Genomic DNA, 24,038 nt, shown 5'->3' with positions numbered 1-24,038 from the left:
ATGACGGGCCGGGCGGCAGCTGAGATATAGTCCGACGACAATGAGCTCCCATCATCGCATTACAGTTCGTACTTCCGCGCGAGTCGCGGCTCTGCTGGTGGCTTCCGTGCTCGCGGCCTGCGCCAGTCCGGGCGCCAAGCAGGACGCGGACGTCGCGAATTTGCCGGCGGATCCCAATGCACTGGTTTTGGGCGCGGAAATGGCCTTGCAGCGGGGCCAGTACCTCGAGGCTTCGCAGGCCTACCTGCGGGCGGCTCAGGCGACCAACGACGAGGAGCTGGCCGAGCAAGCCACGCGCGTCGCTCACGAGCATCGGCAATGGACCGTGGTGCAGGCCGCCGCCGAGCGCTGGCTGGAGCTGAACCACACCAACGAGGAGGCCCGCCGCTTCGCCGCGTTCGCCGCCTTACATCTTTATAGGATCAACACCGCCGCCGAGCACCTGGGCATCCTGCTCGACACCGCGTTCATCAATCCGCAGGCCGGTTTCCTCGCGCTGCTGCCGCAGTTGGCGGACGAGGGCAGTTCCAGCGGTGTGACCGCCGTGCTCCGGCAGCTCATCGTCAAATATCCCGAAGTCACCGAGGCGCACTACGCCCTGGCGCAGGCCGCGTCTCAGTCCGACAACCTGAAGCTGGCCATGGAGCACGCGCGTAAGGCTCGCGAGCTCGGGCCGTTTTGGGCGCCCGCCGGCTTGCTGCTCGCTCGCATGCAGATGCTGACTGGCGATTCGGACGGCGCGCTCGCCACCGCCAAGCAGGTGCTGGAGCAAGACAATCAAGATTCGCATCGGCTCGAATATGCGCTGATGCTCATGCAGGCGGGCAAGGAAGAGGAAGGCCGCAAGGAACTGAGCGCACTGGCGAATAGCGAGTCCACCGGCACGGTGGTCGAGCGGGCGCTGGCCGACATCGACTTCCAGCTCGGCAATCGCGACTCCGCCGCGCAACGTTTCAGCAATCTGGTGTCGAGCGGCCGGTTCGTTTACGAATCGTTGTTCTATCTGGGCGCCATCGCCGAAGGCCGCGACTCCCTGGAAGACGCCAGCCAGATTTACGGCCGCGTCACCGGCGGCGAATTCGCGATGGCCGCGCAGACTCGTCTGGCGCGCATCAAGGCGAAGCAGGAAGGCGTCGAAGCGGGGCTCAAGCACCTCGAAGAATTCGGCGCGACCCGCCCGCAGTATCGGATCGAGACCATCACCGCGCGGGCGAACTTGCTCAGCAGTAATGGCGACAAGGCCGGCGCGCTGGCGTTGCTGGATCAGGCGTTGAAGGCTTATCCCGACGCGGTCGAGCTGCGCTTCGCGCGCATCTTCCAGCTCGAATCTTCCGACAAGGTGGACGAGGCGATCGCGGATCTGCGCAAGCTCGTGGCCGATCGTCCGAACGATCCGTCCGCGACCAATGCGCTCGGCTACACGCTGGTCGATCGCACGCGTCATCACAAGGAAGGCTTGGAACTGATCGAGCAGGCGCTCGCGGAAACGCCCGACAGCGGCGCGGTGCTCGACAGCATGGGCTGGGCGCTCCACCGCGTCGGCCGTGACCAGGACGCGCTCAACTATCTCGAGCAGGCCAAGCGTCGCATCAACGATCCCGAGGTGGATCTGCATCTCGGCGAAGTGCTGCTCGCCCTGGACCGTAAAGCCGACGCGCTCGATGTCTGGAAAAAAGCCAGCGAGCGTTATCCCGAGAACGACAAGATCAAGCAGCGGCTCGAGAAGTTGAATTGATGCGGCGTTGGGCTTCCTGGCTGGCGCCGGCGATCGTTTGTTTGATCGCGGCCGGCTGTGCGACCGCGCCGTCGACTGGGCCGGGTACGGCGATCCCGGCTGACCTGAAAGATCTTGACCGCTGGCAAGCGCGCGGCCGGCTCGGTGTGTCGGGGCCGGAGAATGGCGGCTCGGGCAGCTTCGAATGGCGTCAGCGCGGCGATGTTTCCGCCGTGGAAATTCGCGGCCCGGTCGGCATCGGCGGCGTGCATCTGGAAATGCGTGGCACTGGCGGCACTCCCGAGCTGACATTGGAAACCAGCGACGGTTTGAAGCTGCAGTCCGACGCGGCCTGGGCGGAACTGCAAAATCGTCTCGGTACTTCCGTGCCTGCCGGTAACTTGCGTTACTGGATGCTCGGCGTCGCCGCGCCCGGCGAGCATCAGTGGCAGGAAGAAAACGAGCACGGCGTAGCCACTCTGTTACAAGAGGGCTGGCGCATCGACTATCAACGTTATTCCGACGAGCCCGGCGCGCGCGTCCCGATGCGCATCACCGCCACCAGCGGCGACGCGCGCGTGCGCATCGTCGTGGATCGTTGGCAGCTAGGGCAATGAACGACAACAACGAATTCCTCGGCCTGCCGGAAGCTTGGCCGGCGCCGGCCAAGCTCAACTTGTGTCTGCACATCGTGGGTCGGCGCGAGGATGGCTATCACCTGTTACAAAGCGCCATGCAGCTCATCGATCTATGTGACGAGCTGCAGTTCTACAAACGTCCTGCGGGCGTCATCGAGCGCGTCGGCGACAACGCCGACATTCCCGCCGATTCGGATCTGGTAGTGCGCGCGGCGCGCCTGCTCGCCACGCGCTACGAAGTGTTCGACGGCGTCGGCATCGAAATCCAAAAGCGCATTCCCGTCCAGGGCGGCCTCGGCGGCGGCAGCTCCGACGCCGCGACCGTGCTGGTGGCGCTGAATCACTTGTGGCGGCTGGATCTGAAGATCGAAGAGCTGGCGGCGCTGGGTCTGCAGTTGGGCGCGGACGTGCCGATTTTCGTGCGCGGTCATTCGGCCTGGGCCGAGGGAGTCGGCGAACAGCTCACGCCGGCCGACTTCCCCGAGCGGGTTTTTCTGGTGATCAAACCCCAGCAAGGAGTGAGCACTGCGGCCGTCTTTCAGGATCCTGAATTGACACGTAATTCCCCCGTCACGACAATACGCGACTTCTTTGCGGGGGGCGGTCGAAACGACTGTGCCCCGGTGGTCCGCAAGCGTAGTGGCGAGATTGCCGAAGCGCTTGATTGGGCTGGTAATTTCGGAGAGGCAAGGCTGACCGGGACGGGCGCCTGCGTGTTCGTCGCGATGCCTGATGACGCGACAGCTCGAAGCGCAGCCGCGCGCGTGCCCGCGCGCTGGACCGGCTATGTCGTGCGTGGCTTGAACCGTTCGCCGCTGCTGGACCGGCTGGCGTACGAGGCCGCGTAAAGTCCTCCCCGGACTTCCAAGACTCGCTCGCGAGTCTTCGTCTTTGCAGTTTTTGTTGGGGCGTCGCCAAGTGGTAAGGCAGCGGGTTTTGATCCCGCCATTCGGAGGTTCGAATCCTTCCGCCCCAGCCAGTTCCTCGAACTCAGCTCGCTCGAATTTTCCTTTGTGAGCACAACGCGTTGCGTCTCGCGCGGCGCTCTTTGCCGAGTAAGCGCCGCCACAGCGATTGGAAAAATCCATTGCTGCTGGCAGCCCTGCTGCCAGAAGTTGCAGCCGGCATTGCGATGTTTGCTTTCCACGACCGCCGACCCAAACGGCAGCGTTCCCGAGGTCGCGCCGACGACGCTCGACGCATCGTCACGCGATGCATCGATCGCCGGATGGCCGCCACATCCACCTCGGCGGCGCCGTCAATCCACGCCGCGTAGGTGCGCAGCATCGTCACGATACTGTGACCATGCTGCCTGGCCACCCACAGCAGATTCTTACCGAGCATGAGCTGCCAGCTCACGGACGTGTGGCGTGCCACGTAGGGCCGCCGATGACGCAGCTTCAGCGACCGCAGGCTCTTGCGCCACCGAATGGCGGGGCACAGCAAATCGCGAATGGGCTCACCGGAATTCTGGAAGAAGACGTCGTGGTCGATCTTGCCGGCCGCTTGCAGGCGCGCGCGCAGCTGAAGCTGCCTTATCAAAACGGCCAGCGCCCGCGGGCAGAGTTCGACGCGGCGATCTTCGCCGGTCTTTGTCTTGCACCGATCGATGCCATGGACGCGCGCCTTGTTGACGCTGATAACGCCGTGGACGAGGTCGACATCGGAGAGCACGAGGGCAATTTCCTCCGAAGGCCGCAGGCCCGTGAAAAAGCGAAACTCATCGTAATTGCCCTGCGCCTCGCCCCAATCGCGGTGAATGGCGCGATCAACGCCTCGGCATCGTGCATGGAAAACGGATCGATGTTGGGTCGATCGGATTTCCGCAGACGTATGCAGCGCAGCTGTCGGGCCGGGTTTTCGCGCAGCGGCCGATCACGATAGCCGAAGTCGAATGCGCGCTTCAGCGCGCTGATGGCATTGTTGTATGTCTTCTTGCTCCAATCGTGCCCATCCGCGATGGCGATCAGATGCGAATAGCGGATTTGCTGAAACACAAGCTGACCGAGGTGTGGGCGCCAGACGCCATTGAGTATTTTTCGATACGATCTCACCGTGGCCGCGGCCAGATCGTCGCGCCGTAGGCGCGCTTCGCAATGGGCGAGGTAGTCGTCGAAGACTTCACCGCAGAACTGAAATTTTGAGATGCCAGTCAAGCGTTCGGGATAGCGATAGTCTGGGAACTCTTCGGCGAAGGAAAATATGCCCAACTGAATCTGGCGCTTGATGACGCCGAGCCGTTCCCGGGCGCGGCGAAGGTTGGTTTCCGAGGGCGGCCGTTTGATCGAAGGGCGGTAGCGGATGCCGTCTAAAACGAAGTCGAATTGAATTCTGCCGCGAGGCGCCGCAACGACTCCGCCCGTGAACCACTTGCTACCCATTTTAACCCCCGAGAGAGACGCCTCGTTGAGCTTGAGAACGTGCGACAACGAGAGAGCCGCAAGCGTAGGCATTGATCCATAGTGCTGGAGACGAATTGAGGGCACATACGCGTACGTCTTACGCCAGTTGGAGTCGCTGGCTCAAGGTTTCGACTGTCTCACAACGATGCTTACGGTATGGTGCGCGAGCGGTCCAATGATGGATTGGAGCAAGCCACCGGTGCTCGCACCAACTTCGCCCTTGCCAATGTTTCGAACAGGTGGCCGGCACAGGGTCATTAACCGTGTATTTCGCTCGAAGCGCCGTAGAAGTCACTCGCTCTCCGCTAGCGCGCGCAGGCGTTGCAGGGCCAGCACCAGACGCTGCCAATCCGGCTCGCCCGCATCTCGCCGGTCGAGTACGTCCGCGACGATGATCGCGGCGCACAGGATCTCGTGCTTGGCGATAGCTGCATAATGACGCCAACGCAGCTGATCGTCAGACGGAGTAGCCATGCCCCGGCGCTCGATTGCTTGCTATCACGCTTAGCTTGAGGAATAAGGTCTTACGAGCCCTGCGATAGGCCGAAACACGGCCGAGTCCGGATTTCGCTATTGTGGCTGGTGGCCCCAGGACGGGGGCGATTCATCGGAGTATTGGCGGGCATCGCATATCCTCATTAGTACGCAAACGGCAGATGCTGTCTGCGGCCCTCCGATGAGGTGCGATAGCGATACTACGAATCAAGCGAGCGAATGGAATCAGCGATGAATTGCCAGCACCTATTTGTCAATGTTCTCGCGCGCTGATTTTTTCGCAAGATACTCACGAAGGACCTGGATCCTTTCTTCGCCGACAGTGCGGATCTTCTTGCCGGGCGCGAATTCGTAAGTAATACCTTCGCGGAGTTCCAGCATCTGAAGTGCTGTTCTTCGGTGGTTCCCAGCAATGCGCTTAATGGTCGAATCTGACAGCTTCTGCAAGCTAGGAAGGATTCGGCGGACTGCAGCGATCGCGGCCTTCCTATTCCGCGGAGAATCTGGATTTTTCGCAAAGGTTGCCCAGTAAGCGATTGCGCCTATCTGGTGGTCGACTGTCATGCTCGGCTTCTTGCGTTCATTCTGTCGAAAGAGCCTGTACGCATCTTCGCCATTCGTGATCCGCATCAGAATAGTCCCGAGTTCTCGGACGTGTTTTGGATCAACCCGCCACAGGCCAAGAGTGTTCTCTCCGCGATTCATCACATACGTGTGACTTTCACCTTGCGCCGTTCCTCGCTTCACGACCCTGCCCTTTGTGTGCTCGACACGTAGGGGGTCGATCATTGCGCCAGCGATGCGTTTTAAGTGCCGCAGCAGATCTTCTGATGCAGGAGGCTTCAACGGGCGCCCAAATTTATCCATCGGCGACCGCTTCATCGCTAGCACGCCTATTCGTCAACTTCATCATTGGCGAATGCGATCTCAACGTTCATAGCGTTCTCGACAAGTAACGTGATGGGGGTGTGTAGATCAACCTCAACGCCCGGTGCGCTCAGCGTCGCGACAAGCCCATATCGCGTCTGCCGGTTGCACTCGTCGCGTGTCCCGCGTGTGCGCCACCACCCCATGACGGGCTTGACGCAAATGATGTCGCGGGAGGTGAGTTGTACAGCTGGCCCTAACCATTCGTCGCAATGGAGCGATCCAGCCGAGAAGCTTTGCGATCCGAAACGCCAACCTTCATCTGGCGTAACGACCACGCGAGCCTTCGGGTCGTCGCGTTCCAAAGGATTTACCCGCTCGACGAACTGAGTAACCGTTTCCAGTCGTCGCCTTAGATCAAATCGGAGGCCATGCGATTGATACCGCTGAGGGTCGATGGCAGACGACGCTCCCGGATTCGGTTCTATGAAGTACGAGAGCGTGATTTTCAGCCGGATATCTGCGTCTAGCCCTTCAAGAACTTCCCGCGGCCAAGGAAGGCGGTAGAAGTGACAGTCCCTGAATTTTCGGCCATCCGTAGACCGGAATGGGGTAATCGTATTCTGGGCTATCAGTGCAAGGTGATTGTCGGCTGATGCTGAGGCACGCTCGAAACTTGGAACACCGTAGCCAAATCTACGAAGCAGCGAATACGCATCGCGTTTGTTGGCTCCGTCCAGAGACGCTGTCATCGCTTCAGTCCACTCAGCGCTGTGAATGATGAGTGCCCTAATCGTTTCTGGCCACATATCTGGATAGGCAGCGCTCAGCATGGCGGCAAGCCGAGCGGCCTGGGCTGTCGCTGCGCTTGTGGCCGAGAATGGCACGAGCGGGTGCTGCGCAACTTCGTGCCCTGTTGTCAAAAGTGCCAGCGAATCCACGCTGAGAACTTCATCGCCCGCTGGGCTCACAGCTCGATTACCAGACTCCATCACGATCTCAGGCTTGAAGGGTGACTTGTTCTGCGGCCATCTTACCGACGTTCTTGTAAATGGGCTTATTTCGCCAGCCTCCGCGAGAGGTGACCAGTTCTCGTAGCCTTCGTCATCAATTTCAACTTTGTCTGTATACCCGCCGACAGTGATGGCGTTCCACGCCTGAGCAGGATCTTCGACGGGATAGTCGTCAGCAGAGAGAATTTGGTCCCGCTGAACAGGCGCTGGCGCATTACCCGCTGATATTAGAAACAAGCGACGAGGCGCCTCGTCATCATCGCCAGTCATGTTACCTACAGCCGCTTGGTCTATGGCGGCACTCCACGTTGTCGGGCGGGCGCCGGAAACATTCTCGTTGGTCACAGCCATGCAGAAGACGCGTGTCCGATGAGATGCTGCGATTTCAGCGAGGGCGACGGCCGATTGGGTGATGGCCCCGTAGCTTCTAGGATCGTTGACATCGAAACCATCCGGGGGAAGAATCTTTACGGACTCCAAGCGGTGAGTGAGCACTAGCTCACGGTTGTCGGACAGTGGTGCGACGAGATCGCCGTGCAGCGCCAGTCCCGCCATTCCGGTTCCGTGCCCGTCCGGTCCGTCATCTGCGCCCCACTCAGCAACAATAGAGGTAACGTCCGTAGCGGCGAGGGCGGGTTCAATCAGTACATGGGCCCGGTTGACACCCGTGTCCAATATGCAAACCGCTGGTGCATTGCTCCCGGGCCATGTCGTTCGTTCAGCAAGGTTTTCCGCCCAGCCAATCTGGTTCTCTCGGTCGACATCGGTGAAGAACGTTGGGCTCGCACTAGCCCGCCGAAGCTCAGAAATTCCAGCGGCTGCAAACAATAGGAGTTCGATTGTTACGCGGTTGGCTAAGATTGGAACGACGACAGTTTCAGGGAAGTAGAGGCGATTGTCGGGAGTGGCCACTCGCGCGCCCAGGCGCTCAGCTGCTTCAAGGGTTTTAGCCTCCATTCCCTTAAAGCACCAAACTTCCCACCAAATAGCTTGCTGAGGATCGGCCGGCAGCGCGTCGAGATCGTCCGTCCAGAAAGTTTCAAGGCGTGCCTGACGAATTGCCTCGATCGCCTCCACCTTCGGCTTGTGCCGTGGCAATTGAGCCTTCGGTGTGAGTGGGCCGGATGTATAGTCGCGAAGAATTCCTTCAAGGATTGGGCGGGCTTCGTCAGGTACATACAGTGCGACAGTCGTAGTCTCGTCTTCTTGGAGACGCGTAGCGCCTGGTACTATGTGCGCTGTTTTCTGTTCGAGCACTTTCGGGTTGTCGCCCCGTCGTAGATCTATCTCAAGATAGGTGGCGGGGGCTGGTTCCAATCTGTCGTCGGTCGGGCGCGTTGCATCCGCACCTTGAAAGGCTGCCGCGAGTTCCGCTTGTAATCGAGCGCCGTGTGCGTCGCGGACGCGCGGGGCGCTCCCACCGCCCATATTTTCTTGTGGTGCTTGATAAAGCCGGGTAATTGCTCGATCGGTAATGTCGATATGGGGGAGGGTGAATCGGGTCACCATCGTTCCTTAGTTTATTTTGTTTTTAAAAACGCCTCTCGCATCTGTATACGCTCATCGAGGCGTTCTAATAAATCACCCGTAGTTAGTATATTCCTTTCGTCGAGAATTGCGGTCTTTATCGCATCCTCAGCGGCGCGCACGATCTCCGACTGGCTAAGGCCGCGAGCCCGACCAACTATTGACTCCCAATTCAGGCGCGATAGCTTGAAGGGCTTGAGGCTTGTTCTAATCAGGGTTTGAATCTGCTCGTCTGTCGGCGCATCAAATTCAAGAATTGCGTCGAACCGCCGTAGCAATGCACGGTCCAGAAGTTCAGGATGATTCGTCGCGCTGATGAGTAAGCTATCGGTCGCGTTTGGTTGTTCCATTAGCTGAAGGAATGAATTCAAAACGCGGCGCATTTCAGCGACGTCATTAGTTGCGTTTCGGCGTCCACCAAGGGCATCGAATTCGTCAAAGAGATACACGCCCCTGCGTTTTAGCGTTTCGTCGAAAACGAGTCGCAATTTCGAAGCGGTTTCCCCCATGAAGCGAGTGATGAGTGATTCGAGGCGAATCACGTAAAGAGGCAGCTTCAATTCACCGGCGAGGGCTTCGGCGGTCATTGTCTTCCCTGAGCCCGGCGGTCCGACAAATAGTAACTTTCGATTAGGCGTCTTGGAGTGCTCTCGCAGCCATTCCCGCTTCTGCTGCTGACGTACTACGTCATGCAGCCGCTTTTGAAGCAGTTCATGAAGGACAACGTCAGACAGGCGCAGTCGCGCCGGCTTCAGCTCGATCAGAGTTTCAAGATCACCTCTCGGTCGTCCAAATGGAATGGGAACCGACGCTCCACGCGATGACTTGCTTCTGGCCTCATCAACCGCTGTCCGCAGTTCCTCGGCAGTCGTCTTGCGGCCTTGCCTCGCTTCGGAAGCGGCTATTTGCAAAGCAATGGAATAGAACTGCTCGTCGTCGCCCTCGGCGCGACTGCGTAGCATTGCCAGTATTTGCTTTGCGTTCGACATCGACGATACGTGTGTTGTCTGTTGTTTCTAAAGAAATTTCTCCCGTCGCTATAATACGCGATACAGTCTTCCGTGGGTACGGAAATCTTCAGCCTAATTTTTTGCCAGTTTATGCAAAGGGTTGGGGGGACGACGGGTGGTCTGTCGGCCGACAGTCGCGTCAAGATCTCTAAGTCGTCGTCGGGGCGTGGACTTGTTCGTTTGGAAGCCAATTGGCCAGCTGACCGAATCAGAGCCTCTGCCTCCGGGCCGTCATCAGCTGCGTTCCAAATCTTGCAGCAGGCAACATTCGATGACACCCGACGGCCGGACGCTGTTCATCGGCGGCAATCGCGGGGTGCTCGTGATCCCGACGCAGGATTGAGGGTCGCGCCATACTGCGTGATCCAGACAGACTTGCCTTGATGGTCACTGAAATGCAGCGCCCCACTTGATTCAACTTTTCAAGGAGCACACTGCTCGTAGCAGTGAGGCACCGCAGGAATTGAAGGAGCTGGAGGCACGCCTTGAACGACTGCGAAAGCGTCTCAAGGAGGGAGGGCCCGGACATGGTGGCGGATGAGCTTCAGGCTGCCATCGATCGCGTCGTGGCGAAGCGGCGCCAGCTCAAGAGCGGACTACAGGACAACTCGGAAGTGATCAAGGTGGTTTCGGCAATCCCTCTGGCCGCGGCACTGTGCGGCCAGCGCATCACGCTCGCTGTCGCCGAAAGAGGATGGAAGCTTGTCGGCCTACTCTGCCCTGCAACCGGCGGCACTATTAACAGCCACCGGATATCGTGGTCGGGGTGACCCGCTACACGCTGTTCCTGCTGTTCGCGTGCGAGGGCGAGTGAGGTAATGCGGTTCGGAGGGACCGGGGCTCCGGGCGCGACGAGCGCCTACTTACGAGTCGCAGTACGGTATGCTGGCCTCCCATGGTGGATCTTGTCATGCGCTCTACAAGAAGAGTTTTCGGCGCATTGGTCTGGATCGGCGCGTGCTTGGCGACGAGTGGCTGCTCGGTGCTGGTATCGCAGTACATCTCGAGCCGACAGAGCTTCGATGTTTCTGATGTGGCAAACGAGCAGCAGCTTCGTGAGCAGGGGTTCTCCAAGGAGAGATTCTGCTCGTCGCGCGACCATGTCTGCCTGACCTATCTGTCTGCCGGCCCGTTAGCCCTTTCCCAGAGGCTGACGTACGACGTAGAAATCTCCGCCGGAGCTCGAACGGAGCGAGTTCAACTTGAGTTGAGCCGACAAACTGTTACAGCGCCCCTGCATGGCACCGTGCTGCTCCTGCACGGTTTCAGGGCCTCGAAGGAATTCATGGTGAACACGGCGCTGTACTTTCGCTTCATGGGCTTCGACGTACTGATGCCGGATTTGCTGGGGCACGGTGAGTCGGACGCGCCGTTGGGTTTTGGGATCAAGGACAGCGGGCCGCTGAACGAACTGCTCGACAGTCGCGTTGAAATACAGTACCCGCTTTACGTTCTCGGCAATTCGATGGGCGCAGTGGCCGCGACACATTTGGCTGCAGCACGCAAGGACATTCATGGCTTGATCTTGCAGGCGCCGATGCCCGTGTTCGACCAAGCGGTTATGAGTTACATCGAGAACGACTCGCCACTGCTGGCGAAGTCCCTGACTGAGCGCGCGATCAAGAACGGCGCCCGCACTGCGCTGGCGCAGGCTGGCGTCTCCTTGACGCAAACGGATATCAAGCCGTTGATTGCAGCGCTGCCCATGGGCGTACTCGTCCTAGCTTCGCCCGATGATCCAGTCGCTCCGTTCGGTCATTTTGAATCATTGGAGCACGGCAATGTTGCCGTTCGGAAGATTGATGGCCGCAGTCATCCCGGCATGGCGGTGATCGGCTCTTCCGAAGGGGACATCATCTATCGTTGGCTGGTGTCTGGTCATGCAACGACGGCTGATCCCGATCTACGACCGACGTTGCGAAGGTAACGCTTGCGCGACGTTTCCTCTTTCCGAAGGAAATGCCTGGCGATGCTCCTGGAGAGCGGATGCAAGACCCACATGGACCTTGGCAGCCGTTGGTGGAATGTCGCGAAGATAGGATTTGAACCTGCGATGTATATGTGGGTGCAACAGATTGCAACAAATTGCTCCGGTATGGCATTAGCGGAGCGCGCTCCGGTGCCACATCCATGCATACTCAATCCTCGGATGGCTTGAGTCGCCGAGCTGCAGTAGTCTTCTTAAGCAGGGCTGCGATATTTGGAACGACGGGGTACCCTCTGCGCATGAAGCGGGGGAGGATAGAAACCGTCGCGACTCACGCATATTGAGCCCTCGCTTTCGACCGTGGTTCATCAGTATCGCTGGTGCCAGCTTTGGTGCCAGCCATGGGGAGTCGATGGGATTGGAGGGGATTGAAAAATGGATGGAATCAGCAAGTTACTGATTCCGCTAATTCTCTTCGCGGGTTTTGATCCCGCCATTCGGAGGTTCGAATCCTTCCGCCCCAGCCAATACCAGTCCTAAAAACAGTAAATTAGAAGAAAACGCCGCATTCGCTGAGTCCCCTCTGCTCCCCAAATGCTGGCACCAAGCTGGCACTAGCCCGCGACGATGCGTCTGCTGAGTACAGCGAGTGCGCGTCATTAGCAGCTAATGGGTTGTCGCTAAAGAAAACATCGCCCATGCGGTCAAAGGTGGTTGACCAGTCGGCGCGCTTCTGAAATGCGCACATACAAGCCACAGCCGAGCCGTTCAAGATCGAAAGGCATCCCACAGGCATTCTGATAACAGCTTTCTAGCAGCACGCGCGCTGACGAAGCGCTCTGACAGTCCCCGTCAACTTCATTCTGGAACTCTCGCTGTGAGTGATGCCGCATCCAATCGCGTTACCATCGATCCGTCGGACACCGTCCTGCTCCTGATCGATCATCAAGCCGGGCTTCTGCTTACCGTGCGAGATATCGATGCAGCTGAGCTGCGCACTAATGTCTCGGTGCTCGCCACGTTGGGCGAGTTGCTTTCGATCCCGACCTTCACCACCGCATCGGAGCCAGATGGTCCTAATGGTCGCACGATACCTGAGGTGCGCAGCCAAGCTCCGCGTGCACGCCACATTGCACGTCGGGGCGAGATCAACGCGTGGGACAATGAAGACTTTGTGAGCGCAGTACGTGCTACCGGTCGAAAGACTCTGCTCATCGCCGGGATCTGGACCAGCGTCTGTGTGGCACTTCCGGCGCTTGCCGCTCGGGCCGAGGGGTATCGAGTGTATGCGGTGATGGATGCGTCCGGGGATGTGAGTGAGTTTGTATCGCGCGTCACGCTCGCTCGTATTGTTCAGGCAGGGGTCGTTCCCACTAGCGTCAACGCGGTCATCAGCGAACTGCAGCACCGCTGGCGCGGACCACTCGATGCTGACTTTGCCGCGATGTACATGAAGGCGGTGCCAAGTTATGCGGCGGTAGTCGACTGCCACACCCGCACGAAGTAGACGAGTGAAGATGCAGGCCGGCTTCGAGCCGCCTCCTTTGAATGAAGCGTCGGGAGTTCCAGATGTCAAACAAAACGCGACTGCTTGCCGGTGTGGAAGTACCCGAGACACCCATCGTCTCGGCTGCCATTGACCTGGCGCAACGGCATTGCGATCCATACCTGTTCAATCATTCGATGCGCTCTTGGTTGTTTGCTGTCGTTCTCGCCAGTCAACGCAACGAGGCATATGACCCGGAGGTGTTGGCCGTGTCCGTCGTCTTGCACGACATTGGTCTTTCCGACGCGTTCAACGGCCCGCGACGCTTCGAAGTGGAGGCGGCGGATGCGGTGCGCGCCTTCGCCCAGGAACGGGGAATGACTCAGCGGCAGTTGCAGCTGATCTGGGATGGGGTGGCACTCAACTCGACGCCCTCGATCTGCCTTTACAAGGAAACGGAAGTCTCGCTATGCACGCGCGGCATCGGCGCCGATTGGGGCGGGTTCGGTTATGAAAACATTCCCCCTCGGCTCGCTCAATCGATCCTCGAAGCTTATCCCCGGCTGCGGATGAAACAGCGCTTCGCCGCCGACGTGTGCGGCCTGATCAGATCGCGACCTCAAACAACATACGATAACTTCGCGCGAGATTTTGGCGAACGGTTCGTCCCGGGCTACCAGCCGCCGTCCATGGTCGATGTGCTGATGAATGCGCCGTTTGAAGAGTAAAGTCCGGAAGCGATCGGTGATGGGCATCACAGGTCGATGAATCCGCGCCGAGCCGCAACGGCGACCGCGTGCGCGCGGTCCTGAGCGTCAAGCTTTTGCAAGATGCTTTTCAGGTGCGATTTCACTGTCGTTTCGGAGATGCGCAGCTCGCGACCGATCATCTTGTTCGAGTTGCCGCGCGCTACGCCCTTCAGTACTTCAACTTCCCTCGCCGATAGGCTCTGATCCGCAACGTGGTGCGCCAATTCTACGGCCACGGTCGCAGGCACGACTCGGCTTCCAGCGTGTACAGCCCGAATCGTTTCGCGTAGATCAGTTCGCAAGGTGTCCTTGAGCAGGAAGCCGTATGCGCCGGCGCGTAACGCCGCACTGATCTGCACATCGCGACGAAAGGTTGTGAGAATGACCACCCTAGCGGCCGGAAACTCCCCAATGATGGCGCGCATTGCATCGATGCCGCTCATGTCCGGCAGTTGCAGATCCAGCAACGTAACATCGGGTTTGTGGACTCGGAACGCTTCGATCCCGGTGATTCCATCGCTCGCCTCGGCGACGAGATCGATGTCCGATTGAGAGCGCAGGACGGAGGCGATGCCCTCGAGCAGCAACGCGTGATCGTCGATGGCAAGTACGCGAATCTTTCGGTCGTCTTTCATCTGATCGAGGCAGCTCATGGGCGGGAGCGTCCATTGCGGGCACGACGAAACGCGATCCTGGCCGGCACTGTGATCTGCACGACTGTCCCGGCGCCTTGGCCACTGGAAATATCCAGCTGCGCCTGTATTTTGTCGGCGCGCTCGCACATGCCAACCAGGCCGAAACGGCCGGGGTTCGCTCCGGCCTTGGCGGCTGCATCGAAGCCGATCCCATCGTCGGAAACGCGCACGATCAGCGCAGGCCTCGAGTAAACGATCTCGATGTGAATGCTCGAGGCGTTGGCATGACGAACGGTGTTCGTTACCGCCTCGCGCACGATTCCTTGGATCTCATCGCAAACCACCGGGTGCAGGGGGCGGGCGTTGCCGTCGACCTCTACGCGAACCTTCGGTAGATCATTCCGGATGAGAGTCCCGGCCAGATCGCGAAGCTCCTGCTCGAGATCGGTTCGGCTCCCGGCCGACTGCCGCAAGTCGGACACGCGCTGGCGTCCTTCGCGCAAGACGCGATCCGCGCGATCCAACGCCTCGGCCATGCCGCGATGGGCCGGCTGGTCGCTCGGTATCGTCTCCATGATCGACTGGAACTTCAGGATGAGTCCCTGAATGCTCTGCAGGAAGGTGTCGTGAAGTTCTCGGGCGATTCGCTCTCGCTCATCGATGCGCTCCTCGAGACGGGCGCGCAGCCGCGAAGTGAGATACGACAGGCGCCAGGAAAAGACCAGGCTCAGCAATGCAACGGCGACAGCCGTGCACAGCGCTAGGAACCATCCTGTTTGATAAAACGCCGGCAGCAAGGTAAAGGACAGCCGATCGCCATTCGTATTGCAGACGTGGTCCTCGTTACAGGCAGTCACGTGAAAGCGATACTGCCCGGGGGGTAGATTGCTGAAGAACGCCTCGCGGCGTGTCCCGGCCTCCTGCCAATCGTTTTCGTAGCCCTCCAGGCGGTATCGGAACAGCACCTTCTGCGGAATCGAGAAACTCATGGCGGAATAGTCGATGCGCACGTCGCGCGTCAGCGCGGGTAATCGAATGGGAAGGGCCAATGCGTGATCCCGACGATCGGCGACGAGAGCTTCGATCCGCAGCGGAGGCACGACTTCGTTTCGATGGATGGCCGCAGGGTCGATCGTTTGCAATGCCAACGAGTTTGCGAACCATAACCGGCCGTCTCCGGTCCGGACCGCGCCGGGAGAGAACGCTGCCCAGGTGGGATGGGCGCCGTCGAGAGTATCGAAGAAGTCGAATCGCAGCCGATGCGCCGCATTGCTTCGCCAGGCAGCAACTTCGGAGTGTGGGATCCGCGCCAGGCCACAGCTCATGTACAGCCAAAGATCTTCGGTTTGGTCATAGAGGAAGGATAGAACCCCGGTGCACGGCAAGCCGTTGGCGCCGGACATGCGCACCTGGCGGCCGTTGCGAGATTCTATGTATCCCGATGCGGATGCTGCTCGGACGGCACCATCCTCGGACACTTCGATTTGCTCGATCATGTTGACCAACAGTGAATCAGGAACACTCGGGTCTCGCTCGACAGGGAACACGGCAAGCTCGCCTGCAAAGAAACGCGCGAGGTTGCCGTCAAGCAATCCGAACCAGACGCTACCGTCGGGAGCCGCGGCGAGGCGCCGGGCGGCCGGAAAGGCGGGCGGCAACAGTTCTCGTCGCACCTTGCCATCGACGATCTGCAAGATCTTGCGCTGATCGCCGGTGACCGCGACCCAAAGCGCGCCAGCGCGATCCTCCGTCATGCCCACCACCATGCCGATCGCACGCCCATCCAGGCCATCGATCGATTTGAACCTGCCCGACTCGTAAAGAGTCAAGCCTTGCTCGACGCCCACCCAAAGCCCGCCTGCCCGATCTTCGAATAGAGAAGTCGTCTGGCTTCCGGGTAAGCCGTCGCTCTGATCGATGCGCTGCCAGGTCCCATCCCGGTGCACACGCAATCCGGTTGCCGTCGAAGCCCAGAGCGAGCCGTCGCGACGTGCGAGCACTCCATCGACGTCGTCACCGACGGTGGTTACCTTCAGATTGCGGAACTGATCGAGGCCCTTGGCGGTGGCGACCCAGACGTTGCCCTCGTGATCTTCGAGGATTCGCAGGATGTTATCGCCCGTCAGGCCGCTGCTCTCGCCCATCCAGTCGATTCTCGAGCGGGCAACTCGATACAGGCCCGCTGGCGTGCCGACCCACAGGACATCGTCTCGGTCGACGAACAGCGTACTGACGATCCAATTGCTGGTATCGATGCCGGCCGTCTTCAGTGGCGAGAATCTTCCTTCTCTGAGTCGCTGTAGCCCACCTTCACGACCCTTGGCGGCGATGCCGACCCACTGCTCGCCGCTGCGATCGATGACGAAGCCGCTTACGCCGCTCATGTTCCTGATCTCCGCTGCCGCCGCGGGTCGATAGGTAAGAGTGGCTGCCGGACTCCAGCGAAACAGGCTTTCATCGCTGCCGACCCAAATGCTGCCGTCGGCACGTGCGGCGAGCATCTGAGCGCAACAGTTTGCGTGCCGCAGTGAGACGCCTGGCGTCGCGTTACAGTCGAGATCGTCATTCACCACACGGCAGATGTGCTGTGGAGTGATGTCCGTGAGCGTCAGCCATACGGTCTGATCGGGTGCGACCAGCAGCGAAAAGACGGCCGCGGTCAGTGTTCCTATGCGTTTGAACGTGCCATCGCGCCACCGGAACAATCCGATATCGGTACCGATCCACAGGCTGCCATCGCTCGTTGCTGCAAGTTGAAAGACCTTCAGCGCAAGCTTGTGCTCCGCCGGCGGATTCCAATCGACGAAGCGCACCCCGTCGAAGCGGAGCAGGCCGCGCTCCGAGCCGATCCACAAGTATCCGTCCGAAGTCTGAGCCAACGCGAACGGAGCGGCGCTCAGCGTGCCGTCGAGGACGCGCCAGCTCCTGTGAGCGTACTGGGACAGCAGGCTGTTCGGGTCGAGTGCCGTCGCAAGCTGCGGCTGCGCGAACAACAGGGTCGCAAGGACAGCGTTGAAGAACCGCATCGGGTTGTACGAAGGCTCCTCGCGCGATGTTCGCGATCGACCCAGAAAGGTGCGCTGAAGGCAGCGCCAAACAATAACGACCAAGGCCATGCCGAGAATGTATCGCTGCCTTGGTTGACCACGCAAACGTCCGCTTCGAAATGCTCGCTCGTGATTTGCAACCACCCGAAAGGATGATCGGACATTGCAACGCTTGGCGGATATCCCGCCGCGGCACTCCGTCCTATGGTCCTCGCATGCCGAAGATCATTGCGCTGTGGTCTGCCTTGCGATGTGACTGGAGCGCGATCCTGCTCAGGTTGAGCTGTGCCGCTGCTGCTATTCAGTGCGTGCAGGCGACGAGTGATCCGGGTCGGCTTCTGGCGCTCGGAGCCGGCGTGGTCGCGGCTTGCCTCACCTTGGGGTTTGCGACGCCGCTCGCAGCCGCGATTCTCCTTGCCGCCGAGCTCGGCGTCTTGACTGGCCAGAGCGATATTTCCGCCTTTCTCATCGCCAGTCATGTTTTGTCGAGCTTCGCGCTGGCATGTCTCGGACCGGGGAATCTGTCGCTGGATGCACGGCTGTTCGCGAGGCGCAAGCGGGTGGTAACGAATCGCCGGTGAAGTCGGCAGAAGGAGTTTCGAGGTGCGTGATCGTGACGACTGGAGTGGGCGACTGGTGAGCGACGTTGGCGAAAGCGTCCCTTGTCCGGTGGCCAACGATCAGCTTCGAGTGCTGCTAGAGCAAGTCATCGCCGGACTGCGCGCGACACTTGTCGAGGAGCACGACGCCGCCAGCGATCGGCTGAGACGGGCCGTCTGGGTGCTGAATGACGGTCGAGCAGCCGCCGGCGGCATTCACGGCGGCCTGGCGCCCTGGCAGCTGAAGAAGGTATGCCAGTACATCGACACGCACCTGGATCAAACCATCGATAACCAACGCTTGGCGGAATGCACGCGATTGAGCCGCAGTTACTTCGCACGAGCGTTCCGGCTGAGCACTGGCTTGTCGCCGCGCGCATATCTCAGACTGCGCAGAATCGCACGAGCACAGGCACTCATGCTGTCAACCGACGCCAGGCTGAGCGACATCGCTCTGGAGTGCGGTCTAGCCGATCAGTCGCACCTTAGCAGACTCTTTCTGCAGACCGTGGGAGTGACGCCGCGAATGTGGCGGCGTGCGCGCACCGACCCGGATCGCGCCACGTCCGCCTCCCAGGTTCCATAGGACTTACTCAGGAGTTCCATCCATGCCAAGTGAGCAGCGACCCATTCCTTCAGGCTTTTCCGCCAGATCAACGGCGGAGGAGGTGCTCGAGGGTCTCGATCTTCGCGATCGACTGATGGTCGTGACGGGCGGATATAGCGGCCTTGGGAGGGAGACCGTGCGAGTGCTGGTGAACGCTGGCGCCAAGGTGATCGTTCCAGCCCGAGACATCAACAAAGCGGCACGCGCCCTCGCCGCGGTCCCCGGCGCGCACATCGATGAGCTCGATCTCATGGATCCCGCATCGATTGACGCCTTCGCCGAGCGTTTCCTGCGCAAGCACTCCAGACTCCAGGTATTGATCAACTGCGCCGGGATCATGGCGAGTCCCCTGATCCGCGATGGGCGCGGCTATGAGAGCCAGTTCTCGACGAATCACCTCGGCCATTTTCAGCTGGCAGTGCGGCTGTGGCCCGCGCTGAGGCGCGCCGGCGAAGCGAGGATCGTCGCTCTGTCCTCCAGGGCGCACCGATATTCCGCGGTTGACTTCGACGATCCAAATTTCAACATGCGTCCCTACGATCGCTGGCAGGCCTATGGGCAGTCGAAAACAGCCAACTCATTGTTCGCCGTTGCAGCTGACAAGCGGGGAGAGGGCTGCGGCGTTCGCGCCTTCTCCGTGCACCCCGGGGGCGTAATCACTGAGTTGTCGCGGCATATGAGCGAGGAAGACTTCGCGGGGTTTGGGCTCACACGAGACACGCCGCAGGGGTACGTGCCGCCAGGCCAGTCGGCTGCCGAGGGCGGAATCTTCAAGTCGATCGAACAAGGCGCCGCGACCGCAGTTTGGTGCGCGACAAGTCCGCAACTGCGAGGGCATGGAGGCGTGTACTGCGAGGACGCGGATATCTCGGTAATCTCCGATGTCTCGGGAACGAAAGATCCAGGCGTCAATCCCTGGGCCATCGATCCTGTCGCCGCCGAAAGGCTTTGGCAAATGAGCGAGATGCTGACGGAAGTGCGACTTGACTAGGCAAGCAAATGTCGATCTCAACAGGCAATCACAACGCGGTCGATACCGCTGGTGCTCGACTGGCGTTGCGCGTCGATCTGAACGATTGCTGGACCGTGGCACAATCAGCCCAGGACCTTCGGCGTGAATTCGGCGAGAGGTTTTGAACGATGCGTCGGGCATCGAGGCATCGATGCCCGACCAACATTCCTCAGGACTTGATGAACGCGAGCAGGTCGGGATTCAACTTCTCCGGATGCGTGGACAGCATCCCGTGCGGCAATCCCTCGTAAGTCTTCAGCGTGCCGTGCTTCAACAGCTTCACCGCAAGTAACGCCGAGTCGGCGATCGGGACGATCTGGTCCTCGGTGCCGTGCGCGACCAGCGTCGGCACCGTGATTTGCTTCAGATCGTCAGTGAAGTCCGTTTCCGAGAAGGCCTTGATGCACTCGTAATGAGCGTTCGCCGCGCCCATCATGCCCTGACGCCACCAGTTGTCGATCAAGCCCTGCACGATCTTGGCGCCTGGACGATTGAATCCATAGAACGGACCCGTCGGCACATCGATGTAGAACTGCGCGCGGTTCGCGGCCAGCGCGGTGCGCATGTTATCGAACACTTCGATAGGCAGGCCCCCGGGATTCTTCGCTGACTTCACCATTACCGGCGGCACTGCGCCTACCATGATGAGCTTGGATACCCGCCCGGGCTTCGCGCGCGCCACATAGTGAGCCGCTTCGCCACCGCCAGTGGAGTGGCCGATATGCACCGCGCCTTTCAGGTCGAGCGCGTCAGTCAACGCCGCTACATCGGCCGCGTAGGTGTCCATCTCGTGACCCTCGCTCGTCTGGGTCGAGCGGCCATGGCCACGGCGATCATGCGCAATGACACGATAGCCCTTCGCCAGGAAGAACAGCATCTGATTGTCCCAATCGTCGGCGCTCAACGGCCAGCCGTGATGGAAGACAATGGGTGTGGCGCCGCGAGGCCCCCAGTCCTTGTAGAAGATATTTGTTCCGTCACGTGTGGTAATGGTGCTCATGGAATGTCCTCTTCGAGGTGTAGTTACGGAAGTCTGGGCGGCTCTGGCTGCGGATCCGCCAATGGAACCCAGCGCGGAGGCTGCAACGATTCCCGCCGCACCCGCTATAACGCCGCGCCGAGATAGATCGAGATGCCTGGTTCGCTTGTTGTCCGACATGGTGCGGTCCTTGTTGAGTGATGGCGTTCGTTGGTGCTCGGCAATCTAGATGAGTTGTCGGGGCGGTTCTTGAACACAGCACCTCGTTGTTGAATGAAACGGCGCTCGTGGATTGATCACTCAGCCAGCCTATCCAACTCGTGGACGATGCTTCTGTCGAATCCGCGGCTGTGTGACTTGGCCCGTGCCCGTGGCCTCCATTACTTGATCGAAGCTCACCGGCCTGACTGATGCAACAAAGCTGTAACCGAGTCCCGGCAGGTTCGCGATATACCGTGCGCCGTCCTTGCCGTCGCCAAGACAACGGCGCAGAGATAACACCTGAACTCGCAGGTTTCCCGATTCGACGACCAGCCCCCGCCATGCGCGCGAAATCAGCTCGCGATGATTCACGACCTCGCTGGATTGCTCGACTAGCGCGATCAGGATGTCCATCGCCCGGCTCCCCAGCGCGACAGGTCTGCCGTTCTTGCACAGCAGCCGTGCTCTCGGGCAAAGGAGAAATGGGCCAAACGACACTGACTGCTCACTGGTAACATGCATCGGAAGTGACATTGGTGCGCTCATCGCCTTCGAAAGGGGGCGTTGTAGAAAAACGAGGATGGCAGGCTCTGCTGCTACCGGCGCATGGTCACTTTCCAGCTGAGGCGGCGCCACCGAGTGGGAGCAGCTGCCTTGCCAGATCACAGCGCAGAGCTGTGAATGGCGCCATGAATCGTTGCATGGGGTAACCATAGTGCGGTTGCCCATCGCCGCTGAATCCGCCGCACGTGGTACCGGAGAGTCGTACTTTCGAATGATTGCAGGAGAGCTGCGGATGGGCTTCGGAATGCGACAGTTCGCTACATGGTGCGACATCCTGCGCTTCCAATAGAGCCGACGTCCCGTCTTGAGTAGCGGTTTGTTTTAGACTCCCGCGGCTATTATTAGTATCTTCTGGCGAATTGCTTTGCGTACTACGAAGGTGTGCGGCCAATAAGAGGCCCGATCCGGGGGCTTACGAATGTTTGTAGCTTCTCCAAGAATGCATCGGCTCAGCCTTTAATTGGTTCGGTATCGCTGGTGCCAGCTTTGGTGCCAGCCACGGGGAATCGATGGGACTGGAGGGGCTCGAAAGACGGCCCAATGCGTTGAGCATCTGAATTGGTTAGCTGCGGGAATTTCGCCAGCTGCCCGCGCTATCAACTCGCCGCTACTTCCAAACCGCCCGCGCTACACGAAGATTGTTCTGACCTAAGATCGCACGGACATCGCCGTCGCCGTATCCGAGCCTCAGCAGCCCCTCTACGATCTGCGGAAGACGCTCCGGTTCGATCTGTTGATAGCCGCCGTCGGCGGGACACAGGGGCGGGAAGGCGCCCGGGTGTTTCTGAACGAGATCTTCCAGTTCCGATACGTCGAAAACGTAGTCCATCCCCAGCCCGACGTGCGCCGGCCCGATAAGTTGGGCTGCATAGTCGATGTGGCGCAGGATCGTTTCGGTAGTGCTGTCGCCGCGACCGCCGACACCGTCGCCTAAAAACTTGCCGACGCCGTTGATATTCACGACGCCGCCCGTCTGAGCGCAGGCAATCATGAGCTCGTCAGGGATGTTCCGGACATGGGGATACACGGCCGAGGGGTTGGAGTGCGAGAAGATCACGGGCTGACTGGAGTATTCGATAGCTTCGAGAGCGGTGCGATGACCCACGTGCGAGCAGCACAAGACCATGCCGACGCGTTCCATCTCATCGATGATCTTGCGACCGTAGTCGGTGAGGCCCGGATCCTCATCCATGCAGCCGCCGCCCAGTCCGTTGTTCTTGTTGTACGCGAACAGCATCCAGCGCACGCCCGAGCGATAAAACAACTCCACGAGCCCGGGATGGGCGGCGACGGCATTGCCGCCTTCGATATCGAAGCACACCGCAAGTTGACCGTTGGCTTTGGCGGCTTCGATATCCGCGACCGTGTCGATCAGTCGGTACTGCTCGGGCCGCTGGCGTATCCAATGGCGGATGCTCGCCAGCATCGGAAAGGCCTCGCGGGGATCCATGGCGTCGAAGCTCACATTCAGCGAGATGACGTCGAAACCGGCCCGCCGAACTCTCGCCAACTGCGGCAGGAACCGGTCATCGCCGGGGCGCAGCGGCATGCATGAGTGGTTGTCCCAGCAGATACTGGAACCCATTACGGCGCGAGCCCGCTCTGCCAGGTTTGTGTCCAACATGGTCCTATGCCGCGTCGAGCCGCCGACGCCAATGCTCCAGTTGTTCGAGGCTGACGCCAGTGCCGCCGCAAACCACCACGAGCACGGTTTGAAAGTCGCGCAGCAATGGCGAATGGTCCCAGACCATTGCGAGCGATGCGCCGCAGGCGGGCTCGACCAGGGTTTGCTGATCTTCGTAAAAACGCTGGCAGGCCTGCACCGCTTGCAGGTCCGTGACCACGACGTTATGAATAGGATGACGTCGGGCCAGATCGAAAGCTTGCTGGCAGACTCTGCGTGCACCCAAGCTCGTTGCGATACTCGAGATGCCCGGCAGCTCCACGCGCTCGCCGGCCCGTATCGCTTGCGCGTAGGAGTCCGCGCCCATGGTTTCGACGGCGAACAGAGGAATGTTCGTCCACTCGTTACGACGCAAGCCTTCGGCCACGCCGCACAGCAGCCCGCCGCCGCCGACCGAAAGAACGATCGCGTCGGGTTTGATGTTGGAGCGGGCAACTTCGTCGATCAGTGTCGCGTGGCCCTCCCAGACCAGCGCGTCGTCGAACGGATGCAAGAAGATGTCCTGCTCGCCGAGCAACGACTGAGCTTGCGCATTCGCTTCCTGCCAGGAAGCACCGTGCACGATGACTTCAGCATGTTCGTCCCGTATTCGCTGCTTGGCTCGGTCCGTCGTCGATTCCGGAACCACCACCGTAACGGGAATTCCCAAACGGCGACCGGCGTATGCGGCTGCAATACCGGCATTCCCGCCGGAGGATGAAACAAACCTGCGTGCCCCACGGCGTGCGTACTCGTCGCAGGCGTGCCCGATCCCGCGAATCTTGAAGGACCCGCAAGGCTGCGACGACTCGAGTTTCAGCCAGATCGAGCGTTCCGTCCGCACGGACAGCTCTCCGGATTCAATGAGCGGTGTTTCGACATGAAGCTGAACTGTACTCATGA

The 24,038-nt window shown here is 60.0% G+C and carries 21 protein-coding genes, 2 tRNA genes and 1 pseudogene; 12 read left to right on the top strand and 12 right to left on the bottom strand.

Going from position 1 to position 24,038, the window contains the following annotated elements:
• The first annotated feature begins 40 nt into the window (after nucleotides 1–40).
• From VGD45_RS27795 to VGD45_RS27780, 4 genes are all read left to right on the top strand, one after another.
• Nucleotides 41–1,735: a tetratricopeptide repeat protein gene (locus tag VGD45_RS27795; protein ID WP_331158650.1), complete on the top strand. Its 1,695-nt coding sequence runs from the start codon at nucleotides 41–43 to the stop codon at nucleotides 1,733–1,735.
• Nucleotides 1,735–2,331, top strand: coding sequence for a lipoprotein insertase outer membrane protein LolB (gene lolB / locus VGD45_RS27790; protein WP_331158649.1), 597 nt, complete (start codon nucleotides 1,735–1,737; stop codon nucleotides 2,329–2,331). The genes VGD45_RS27795 and lolB overlap by 1 nt, the downstream gene beginning before the upstream one ends.
• Nucleotides 2,328–3,200 carry a 4-(cytidine 5'-diphospho)-2-C-methyl-D-erythritol kinase gene (gene ispE / locus VGD45_RS27785; RefSeq protein ID WP_331158648.1) on the top strand — a complete coding sequence of 291 codons (873 nt, stop codon included), beginning with the start codon at nucleotides 2,328–2,330 and terminating at the stop codon, nucleotides 3,198–3,200. Before lolB ends, ispE begins: the two co-directional genes overlap by 4 nt.
• A 56-nt stretch (nucleotides 3,201–3,256) precedes the next feature.
• Nucleotides 3,257–3,331, top strand: a tRNA-Gln gene (locus VGD45_RS27780).
• Between the two features lie 11 nt (nucleotides 3,332–3,342).
• Here the strand turns inward: VGD45_RS27780 and VGD45_RS27775 are convergent.
• From VGD45_RS27775 to VGD45_RS27750, 6 genes and pseudogenes are all read right to left on the bottom strand, one after another.
• The gene (locus VGD45_RS27775) at nucleotides 3,343–4,026 is read right to left on the bottom strand and encodes a hypothetical protein (protein ID WP_331158647.1); all 684 of its coding nucleotides are present in this window, start codon (nucleotides 4,024–4,026) and stop codon (nucleotides 3,343–3,345) included.
• 512 nt (nucleotides 4,027–4,538) lie between these two features.
• Nucleotides 4,539–4,733: pseudogene (locus VGD45_RS27770) on the bottom strand (Arm DNA-binding domain-containing protein); the annotation flags it as partial.
• Between the two features lie 312 nt (nucleotides 4,734–5,045).
• Nucleotides 5,046–5,228: a hypothetical protein gene (locus tag VGD45_RS27765; RefSeq protein ID WP_331158646.1), complete on the bottom strand. Its 183-nt coding sequence runs from the start codon at nucleotides 5,226–5,228 to the stop codon at nucleotides 5,046–5,048.
• A 267-nt stretch (nucleotides 5,229–5,495) separates the two neighbouring features.
• On the bottom strand, nucleotides 5,496–6,131 hold the full coding sequence (locus VGD45_RS27760; protein WP_331158645.1) for a hypothetical protein: 636 nt from the start codon (nucleotides 6,129–6,131) through the stop codon (nucleotides 5,496–5,498).
• Nucleotides 6,132–6,142: 11 nt separating this feature from the next.
• Complete coding sequence (locus tag VGD45_RS27755; RefSeq protein WP_331158644.1) at nucleotides 6,143–8,638, bottom strand: S8 family peptidase; 2,496 nt, start codon at nucleotides 8,636–8,638, stop codon at nucleotides 6,143–6,145.
• Nucleotides 8,639–8,649: 11 nt separating this feature from the next.
• Nucleotides 8,650–9,645: an ATP-binding protein gene (locus VGD45_RS27750; protein WP_331158643.1), complete on the bottom strand. Its 996-nt coding sequence runs from the start codon at nucleotides 9,643–9,645 to the stop codon at nucleotides 8,650–8,652.
• 548 nt (nucleotides 9,646–10,193) lie between these two features.
• Here VGD45_RS27750 and VGD45_RS27745 point away from each other — a divergent pair.
• From VGD45_RS27745 to VGD45_RS27725, 5 genes are all read left to right on the top strand, one after another.
• Nucleotides 10,194–10,436 carry a hypothetical protein gene (locus VGD45_RS27745; RefSeq protein ID WP_331158642.1) on the top strand — a complete coding sequence of 81 codons (243 nt, stop codon included), beginning with the start codon at nucleotides 10,194–10,196 and terminating at the stop codon, nucleotides 10,434–10,436.
• 140 nt (nucleotides 10,437–10,576) lie between these two features.
• Nucleotides 10,577–11,593, top strand: a complete 1,017-nt coding sequence (locus VGD45_RS27740; RefSeq protein WP_331158641.1) for an alpha/beta hydrolase — start codon at nucleotides 10,577–10,579, stop codon at nucleotides 11,591–11,593.
• A 402-nt stretch (nucleotides 11,594–11,995) separates the two neighbouring features.
• A tRNA-Ser gene (locus VGD45_RS27735) sits at nucleotides 11,996–12,120 on the top strand.
• Between the two features lie 350 nt (nucleotides 12,121–12,470).
• Nucleotides 12,471–13,100 carry an isochorismatase family protein gene (locus VGD45_RS27730; RefSeq protein WP_331158640.1) on the top strand — a complete coding sequence of 210 codons (630 nt, stop codon included), beginning with the start codon at nucleotides 12,471–12,473 and terminating at the stop codon, nucleotides 13,098–13,100.
• 62 nt (nucleotides 13,101–13,162) lie between these two features.
• Nucleotides 13,163–13,807 carry a hypothetical protein gene (locus VGD45_RS27725; protein ID WP_331158639.1) on the top strand — a complete coding sequence of 215 codons (645 nt, stop codon included), beginning with the start codon at nucleotides 13,163–13,165 and terminating at the stop codon, nucleotides 13,805–13,807.
• Nucleotides 13,808–13,833: 26 nt separating this feature from the next.
• On the opposite strand, the gene VGD45_RS27720 is transcribed toward VGD45_RS27725, so the two are convergent.
• Entirely contained in the window at nucleotides 13,834–14,481 is a 648-nt protein-coding gene (locus VGD45_RS27720; RefSeq protein ID WP_331158638.1) for a response regulator transcription factor, read from the bottom strand.
• Nucleotides 14,478–17,489, bottom strand: coding sequence for a two-component regulator propeller domain-containing protein (locus VGD45_RS27715; RefSeq protein ID WP_331158637.1), 3,012 nt, complete (start codon nucleotides 17,487–17,489; stop codon nucleotides 14,478–14,480). Before VGD45_RS27715 ends, VGD45_RS27720 begins: the two co-directional genes overlap by 4 nt.
• Before the next feature lie 236 nt (nucleotides 17,490–17,725).
• Here VGD45_RS27715 and VGD45_RS27710 point away from each other — a divergent pair, with 236 nt between their 5' ends.
• Genes VGD45_RS27710 through VGD45_RS27700 form a run of 3 tightly spaced genes read left to right on the top strand, consistent with a single transcriptional unit; the run spans nucleotide 17,726 to nucleotide 19,707 of the window.
• Nucleotides 17,726–18,091: a hypothetical protein gene (locus VGD45_RS27710; RefSeq protein WP_331158636.1), complete on the top strand. Its 366-nt coding sequence runs from the start codon at nucleotides 17,726–17,728 to the stop codon at nucleotides 18,089–18,091.
• A gap of 22 nt (nucleotides 18,092–18,113) precedes the next feature.
• Nucleotides 18,114–18,695: an AraC family transcriptional regulator gene (locus tag VGD45_RS27705; protein ID WP_331158635.1), complete on the top strand. Its 582-nt coding sequence runs from the start codon at nucleotides 18,114–18,116 to the stop codon at nucleotides 18,693–18,695.
• 22 nt (nucleotides 18,696–18,717) lie between these two features.
• Nucleotides 18,718–19,707, top strand: a complete 990-nt coding sequence (locus tag VGD45_RS27700) for an oxidoreductase (RefSeq protein ID WP_331158634.1) — start codon at nucleotides 18,718–18,720, stop codon at nucleotides 19,705–19,707.
• 190 nt (nucleotides 19,708–19,897) lie between these two features.
• Here the strand turns inward: VGD45_RS27700 and VGD45_RS27695 are convergent, their stop codons facing one another.
• The 4 genes from VGD45_RS27695 to VGD45_RS27680 form a co-directional block, all read right to left on the bottom strand.
• Complete coding sequence (locus VGD45_RS27695; RefSeq protein ID WP_331158633.1) at nucleotides 19,898–20,728, bottom strand: alpha/beta hydrolase; 831 nt, start codon at nucleotides 20,726–20,728, stop codon at nucleotides 19,898–19,900.
• Between the two features lie 288 nt (nucleotides 20,729–21,016).
• The gene (locus tag VGD45_RS27690) at nucleotides 21,017–21,430 is read right to left on the bottom strand and encodes a transcriptional regulator (protein WP_331158864.1); all 414 of its coding nucleotides are present in this window, start codon (nucleotides 21,428–21,430) and stop codon (nucleotides 21,017–21,019) included.
• Nucleotides 21,431–22,079: 649 nt separating this feature from the next.
• The gene (locus tag VGD45_RS27685; protein WP_331158632.1) at nucleotides 22,080–23,057 is read right to left on the bottom strand and encodes a dipeptidase; all 978 of its coding nucleotides are present in this window, start codon (nucleotides 23,055–23,057) and stop codon (nucleotides 22,080–22,082) included.
• Between the two features lie 43 nt (nucleotides 23,058–23,100).
• A complete protein-coding gene (locus tag VGD45_RS27680) occupies nucleotides 23,101–24,036 on the bottom strand; it encodes a pyridoxal-phosphate dependent enzyme (RefSeq protein ID WP_331158631.1) in 936 nt (311 codons plus the stop codon).
• Nucleotides 24,037–24,038 lie beyond the last annotated feature (2 nt).

Source organism: Steroidobacter sp., assembly GCF_036402275.1.
In the GTDB taxonomy this organism is placed as follows: Bacteria; Pseudomonadota; Gammaproteobacteria; order Steroidobacterales; family Steroidobacteraceae; genus Steroidobacter.
Note: the sequence above shows the minus strand (reverse complement) of the source record. Positions and strands in the feature narration are given on the sequence as shown.